This is a genomic window from Actinomycetes bacterium, assembly GCA_036510875.1.
Classification (GTDB): domain Bacteria; phylum Actinomycetota; class Actinomycetes; order Prado026; family Prado026; genus DATCDE01.
Genome location: DATCDE010000178.1, coordinates 1 through 6,924, shown reverse-complemented (window position 1 = coordinate 6,924; position 6,924 = coordinate 1). Strand labels below are relative to the sequence as shown.

The following is a 6,924-nucleotide window of genomic DNA, read 5'->3' as shown; positions in this document are numbered from 1 at the left end:
GGTGGGTTCCGCCCGCCAGTAGCGGTAGTGGTTTCGGTGGGATCAGCTCAGGAGCAGATGTTGTCCGCGGCCGACCGGCTGGACACCGACGCCGAGGGCGACGCGGTGGGCACCGAGACCGCCTGCACCCCGCTGTAGTCGGTCCCGACCACCAGCTCCAGCACACTGCCGAGCGCCGGGTCCGCCTCGGCCACGGCGCCCTTCACCGCGGCGGTCAGGGTGCGGCCGGACTCGTCGTACGCCGGTGCGTAGCGCACCGTCGTGGCGGCGCTGACCGCGCTCGCCGTGCCGATGCCGTCGACGACGAAGCCCTGCTTCGCCAGCTCGGCGGCGACCTCCGTGGCCCGGCCCGCCGTCCCGGTCGCGTTCAGCACCCGCACGTGCACGGCGCTGGGCGCGGTCTTCAGCGGCGAGCTGGACGGGCTCGCGGTGCTGGCCGTGGCGGCCGGCCAGGGCGCGTCGTTCTTGATCGCGTCGAAGATCTGCTGGGCCTCGGCCTCGTTGACCACGACGGTGGCGTCGTCGCCGCGGGGCTTCCACGGCAGCGTGACGAAGGTGACCCGGCTCGGTGTGATGCCGGCCACACCCTGGGCCAGCTTCCGCAGCGCGTTCAGGCTGCCCAGACCGGGGTCGGTGGTGATGGAGGCGGTGGCCGCGTCGAGGACCTTGAACAGCCGGACCGGGTCGAGCAGCAGCGAGGTCGACTTCACCTCCTGCACCATGGAGGAGAGGAACGCCTGCTGCCGGTTGATCCGGCCGATGTCGCTGCCGTCGCCGAGGGTCTCCCGGGCCCGCACGAAGGCCAGCGCGGTGTCCCCGGTGACCACGTGCGTCCCCGCTGACAGCACCAGCTTGCTCTTGGGGTCGTCCACCGATTCGTTGAGGCAGACCTTGACCCCGCCGAGGGCGTCCACCAGCTTCTTGAACCCGTCGAAGTCCACCACCACGAAGTGGTCGACGTAGATGCCGGTGAGCGCCTCCAGCGTCTTGATCGAGCAGGCCGGGCCGCCGATCCCGAATGCCGCGTTGAAGCGCTGCTCGGAGGGCTGCGCCGTCTTGCCCCGGGCAGCGGGCAGGACGGGATCTGGGTCCAGGTGTCCCGCGGGATGCTCGCCACCAGCGCCCGCTGGCGGTCGGCGTACAGGTGCACGAGCAAGGCCGTGTCCGACCGGGCGCCGGCGATGACCGACGCCGACCCGTACTCGCTGCCCTGGCCGGCCCGGGTGTCGGAGCCCATGACCAGGATGTTCAGCGGCTGGCTCGCTGCTGCCGCGGCGGCGGCCGGTGCCTTGCACGGCCGGGCGGTGCCGAGGGCCCCGGCGACGTCGACCGTGGTGAGGTTGCCCTGCAGGTGCCGGTAGACCAGGACACCGCCCACCGCCACGACGACGAGCAGCAGCGCGACCGCGCCCGCGACCCATCGCCAGGGGTGGTGCGCGCGTCGAGTGGCAGCGGGGTGCGACATGCTCCGGGATCCGTCTCCTGACCGGGTGCGCGTCCGGTGGTGTCGGAGGGACACGGGCTGGCGGCTCGGAGCGCAGGATGAACACGCCAGTCTCGTCGCGCCGGCCGCTTCGCCGGTCCGCGCGCGTCGGCCTCCGCTGATTCGTCCTGATCTGTGCCGATTCGGTGATCTGTGGCAGAGTCCAACGTCGAGCCGCCGTCAAGGCTTCGCCGTGACCGGCCGAAGCACTAACCGACCATTGACGCCGAAGGCCACCGGCCTGGAGAGGAACCACGCGGGGACGGCCGACACAGCTGTGGCCGACCCGGGAAGCCCGCCCCTCACGAGCTGACACGCCAAGGGAAGTCCGCTGCTCATGCGCCTGTTGCCCGCCGCCGCCCTCGTCGTCGCGTTCGTCGTTCCGGTGACCCTCGCGCTGCCGGTCGTCTCCGCCCCGGCCGCGCCGTCCCACCCGGTGGCGCCGCGCCTGCAGCAGTGGCACCTGAACGGCGTCGACCGGGCCGCGCTGCACACCTCCAGCACCGCCAGCGCGGCGAAGCCCAGCGAGGTCGCCGTCCTGACCCCCGAGCTCACCGCCACCGACCGGGTGCAGCCGTTCCGGCTGGCCGGGCTGTCCTGGACGGGTGCCGCGGAGCCTGGCTCGGCGGTGTACGTCCGGTTGCACACCTCCTCCGGCTGGGGCAGCTGGGAGGAGCTGGCGATCAGCGACGACACGCCGGACCCGGGCTCCGCGGAGGGTCGCCTCGGCCATCAGGGCACCGAGCCGATCCTCGCGCCGGGCTCGGACGGCGTGCAGGTCCGCATGGACACCCCGAACGGCACGGCGCCGGCCGACGTGCGGCTGCAGCTGGTCGACCCGGGCACCTCGCCCGCCGACGGCAGCATGCAGCCGACGCACCCGGGCAGCTCCGCGCAGGCGGCCAGCTCCACCCCGCCGATCATCAGCCGGGCCGCCTGGGGTGCTGACGAGAGCCTGCGCAACGGGCCGCCGACGTACATGAGCACGGTCAAGGTGGGCTTCGTCCACCACACGGCGTCCGCGAACAGCTACTGGCAGACGTCCGGCTGGACCCAGGCCGACGCCGCCAAGGACATCCGGGCCATCTACGCCTACGACACGGTCGGCCTGGGCTGGAACGACATCGCCTACAACTTCCTGGTCGACATGGCCGGGCGCATCTACGAGGGCCGCGCGGGGGGCGTCGACAAGGCGGTCATGGGCGCCCACACCGGAGGCTTCAACACCAACAGCTTCGGGGTGGCCGCGCTGGGCAACCTGGACGCCGCCGCGCCCTCGGCCGCCATGGTGACCGGCATCGCCCGGATCATGGCCTGGAAGCTCGACCTGTTCCACCGCAACCCCAACGGCTACCAGTCGCTGGTCTCCGGTGGCTACACCGGCACGAAGTACCCGGCCGGGACGGTGGCCACCATCAAGGCGATCTCGGCGCACCGCGACGTCGTGTCCACCGCCTGCCCCGGCCGCTACCTGTACCCCTACATGGACAGCATCCGGGCCCAGGCCGTGGCGTTCATCGGCGCCGCAGTGTTCGACCCGGCCGTGTCGCCGGCGTCCGGGCTGCCGGGCGCGGCCACCACGGTCACCGCGACCGTGCCGAAGGCGCAGACCTGGACGCTGACCGTGAAGTCGCTGTGCACCGGTGTGACGGCGCGGGTGCTCACCGGGTCGGCCACTGCCGGGGCCAAGATCACCGCGACCTGGGACGGCAAGCTGCAGGACGGTACTGCGGCTCCGCCAGGCGTGTACCAGCTCCTGCTGGAGTCGGCGGCCGGCTCGGACGTCGCCCGCAGCGCCGCGCTGACCTACGGCGTGACCGCCACCGCCGGCGTCCCGGCCACCTGCCTGCCGATCACGCGGCTGGCCGGCACTGACCGCTACGGAACCAGCGTGGCGATCGGCAAGCTGGCCGCCCCGACGGCGACCACCACCGTGCTCGCCTCGGGCGTGACCAGCCACGTGGTCGACGGCCTGGTGGCCGCGCCGTTGGCGAAGTCGCTCGGTGCGCCGCTGCTGCTGTCCGGCGTGGACGCGCTGCCGGCCGGCGTGAGTGCCGACCTGGCCGCGCGCAAGGTCACCACCGTCTACCTGGTCGGTGGCCTCGGGGCCCTCGGCCAGGGCGTCGTTGACGGCCTGCGGGCCCTCGGAATCCCGGCCGCCGGAATCATCCGGCTGGACGGTGTCAACCGGTACGCCACCGCGGCCCGCGTGGCCGCCCAGATCGGGAAGGCCACCGACGTGCTGCTGGCGTCCGGGGACGACGCCCACCTCGTCGACGCGCTCGCCGCAGGCGGACCGGCCGCGGCGACCGGCCGCCCGATCCTGCTCACCCAGGCCGGCAGCGTCCCGCCGGAGACCACCGCCGAGATCAGCAGCCTCGGCGTGACCAGCGTCCTCGTGGTCGGCGGCGAGGCGGCGATCTCCAGCGCCTCCGTGAGCGGCCTGCCGGGCGTGACCAGGGCGGCCGGCACCAACCGGTACGCGACCGCGGCCGCGGTGGCCACCGGGTTCGAGGGGCAGGTTCCCGCGACGTCCATCGTGCTGGGCTCCGGTGACCCGGCGAACCTCGTCGACGCGCTGGCCGGCGGCTCGCTGGGCCAGCTCATGCTGCTCACCCAGCGCACCCAGCTGCCGGTCGAGACGGCGGCCTTCGTCAAGGCCAACGCGGTGCAGCAGGCCCTGCTGCTGGGCGGCACCGGCGCGATCAGCGACACCGTCCGGACGCAGCTCGACCAGGCGGCCGGCTGATGGCCCGGCGCGGGCCGATCGCGGCCCTGGCCGGGTTGGCGCTCGTCGCCGGCCTGATGGGTGCGACGCCGACGGCGCAGGCAGCCACGCCCACCGACCTGCCGGCCTGGTTCGACTTCAGCGGCAGCGGGTTCGGGCACGGGGTGGGCATGTCACAGTACGGCGCCGCGGGCATGGCCAAGGAAGGCAGCACCGCGGCGCAGATCATCACGCACTACTACACGGGCTCGGCCGTGGCCGCCGTCCCGGACGCGATGGACCTGCGGGTGAACCTGCTGCACGCCGTCGCGACGGCGACGATCGGCAGCAAGGCGCTGGCCACCGGGGGTGGCGGCATCGAGCTCGACACGAGCAGCACCCAGGTCAGGGGCACCGCGGCGGACACCTGGACGCTGGGGGTCTCCGGCGCCAACGTCACGGTCAGCCGCGGCGGCGCCGCGGTCGCCGCCGCGCCGCTGGTCACGTTCCACTGGGCCGGCACCCGGGTGCCGAACGCGGCCGGTACGGCCGCGACAGTGCTCACGGTGAACGGCGCCGCCTACCGGTACGGCACCGTGGACGCCCAGGTGGTCGCCGGCAAGCTCGAGGTCGTCAACTCGGTGCGGCTGCACGACGAGTACCTGCTCGGCCTCGGCGAGATGCCGTCGTCGTGGCCGGCGCCCGCCCTGCAGGCCCAGGTGATCGCCTCGCGCTCGTTCGGTCTCGCGAGGTACGCCTCGGGGCTGCGCAGCGCCTGCGCCTGCCACGTCTACGACACCACCTCCGACCAGGTCTTCGTCGGCTACAGCAAGGAGAGCGGCGCCTTCGGGGCCCAGTGGGCGGCCGCGGTCACCGCCACCGACGCGACGCCGACCACTGGCCTCGCGGTCACGGTCGCCGGCCACGCGGTGCCCGCCTACTTCTTCTCCTCCAGCGGGGGCAAGACCCAAAACAGCGAGGACGTCTGGAGCACCGCGCTGTCCTACACGCGCAGCGTCGACGACCACTGGAGCCTCGACCCCACCCTCAACCCCACGTACGCGGCCTGGACCAGGACGTTCACCCAGGCGGCGGTGGCCGCCGCGTTCGGGCTGACGGACGTCGCCAACTGGAAGGTGGTCGCGCGGTACGTCAGCGGCGCGGTCAAGCAGGTCACGGCGACCTCCTCGACGGGCGCCACCGCGACCATCACCGGCGCGCAGCTGTCCAGCCGACTCGGGCTGCCCTCGACGTGGGTCAAGGACAGCGGCGCCCAGCCGACGGCCGCGCTGCTCCCGGTCCAGCGGCTGGCCGGTGCCGACCGCTACGCCACCGCCGTCGCGGTCGGCAAGGTGGCCGCACCCACGGCCACCACGGTGGTGCTGGTCTCGGGCGAGAACGACCACCTGGTGGACGGAATGGTGGCCGGCCCGCTGGCGGCCCAGCTGGGTGCGCCGATCCTGCTGTCGACGTCGTCCGGCCTGCCGGCGGTGACGGCGGCCGAGCTGACCCGCCGCAAGGCGACCACGGTGTACCTGGTGGGCGGGGCGAGCGCGCTCGGCGCCGGCCTGGAGAAGTCGCTTGCGGCGCTGGGTGTCACGACGGTCAAGCGGGTCGCCGGCGCCGACCGGTTCAGCACCGCGGCGGCCGTGGCCCAGGCCATGGGCGTCCCGGCCGGAACCCCGGCCGTGGTCGTCAACGGCACCAGCCTGGCCGACGCGATGGCTGCGGCCGGACCGGCGGCCGGAGCCGGGCGACCGATCCTGCTCGTGCAGACCGGCGCGGTGCCCGCAGCCACCCGTGCCGAGCTCACCGCGCTCGGGTCGAAGGCGGTCACCGTCGTCGGCGGCACCGCGGTGGTGTCCGACGCGGTGCTGGCCCAGCTGCCCACGCCGTACCGGGCCGGCGGCGCCTCGCGCTACGCCACGTCGGTCGCCGTGACCCAGGCGTTCTCCTCGCTGCTGGACATGACCCAGGTGGCGCTCACGGCGGGGTCCGACGGCTCGCTCGTCGACGCCCTCGCGGCCAGCCCGCTGGGCCGGGCCACGCTGTTCACGTCCGCGCAGCTGCCGCCCGAGGTGGCGGCCTGGCTCAAGCAGGCGTCCGGCCTGCAGAAGCTGCTGATCATCGGCGGCACCGGCGTGCTCACCGACCAGGTGGTGGTGGCTGCGGTCACCGCGTTCGGGACCGGCTGACTGGGCCCGACAGCACCCCCGATCGGGGGATCGAGGTGCCCGGTCGGCTGCCGAGGTGGAGAGGGTGAGCCCCCTCGTGCTGGGGGGGCCGTCTCGCGTGCTGGCCGCCGTCCTCGTCGCCGTGCTCGGTCTGCTGGTGCTGTCCGCCGGCGCGGCCCGAGCGGCCGTCGCGGCCCCGGTGACGCCGGATCTCGGCCCGACGATCGACGCCTACCAGCCCTGGGACCCCACCGAGGGGACCACGTGCAAGACCGTCGTCCAGCCCGGCATCGTCGCGATCATGAACGTGATCCGTCGGACCTACCCCGCGTACACGTCGTTCGGCACCCTGCGGGCGTGCAGCACGACCAGCCCCAGCGGGCACCAGGAGGGGCGGGCGCTGGACTGGATGGTCGACTCGCGGGTCCCGGCGCAGAAGGCGGCCGCGGACGCCTTCATCGGCCGGCTGCTGGCCACCGACGCCTACGGCAGCGCCAACGCGATGGCCCGCCGGCTCGGGGTCATGTACCTGATCTACGACAACTGGATGTGGCGGGCGT

4 protein-coding genes are annotated in these 6,924 nt (G+C 73.8%); 3 read left to right on the top strand and 1 reads right to left on the bottom strand.

The genetic code is table 11. The features are described 5' to 3' along the window. Positions 1–47: 47 nt before the first annotated feature. Positions 48–1,295, bottom strand: coding sequence for an LCP family protein (locus VIM19_10475; GenBank protein HEY5185308.1), 1,248 nt, complete (start codon positions 1,293–1,295; stop codon positions 48–50). Positions 1,296–1,820: 525 nt separating this feature from the next. On the opposite strand from VIM19_10475, the gene VIM19_10470 reads away from it, so the two are divergent. The 3 genes from VIM19_10470 to VIM19_10460 form a co-directional block, all read left to right on the top strand. Continuing rightward, entirely contained in the window at positions 1,821–4,232 is a 2,412-nt protein-coding gene (locus VIM19_10470; protein HEY5185307.1) for a cell wall-binding repeat-containing protein, read from the top strand. Then, a complete protein-coding gene (locus VIM19_10465; GenBank protein HEY5185306.1) occupies positions 4,232–6,385 on the top strand; it encodes a cell wall-binding repeat-containing protein in 2,154 nt (717 codons plus the stop codon). Before VIM19_10470 ends, VIM19_10465 begins: the two co-directional genes overlap by 1 nt. A 64-nt stretch (positions 6,386–6,449) precedes the next feature. Further along, the coding region (locus VIM19_10460) for a hypothetical protein (protein HEY5185305.1) at positions 6,450–6,924 on the top strand (475 nt) is incomplete at its 3' end.

Coding starts and splice junctions, on each gene's coding strand:
- VIM19_10470 (HEY5185307.1), top strand. CDS start 1,821: ATGCGCCTGTTGCCCGCCGCCGCCCTCGTCGTCGCGTTCGTCGTTCCG.
- VIM19_10465 (HEY5185306.1), top strand. CDS start 4,232: ATGGCCCGGCGCGGGCCGATCGCGGCCCTGGCCGGGTTGGCGCTCGTC.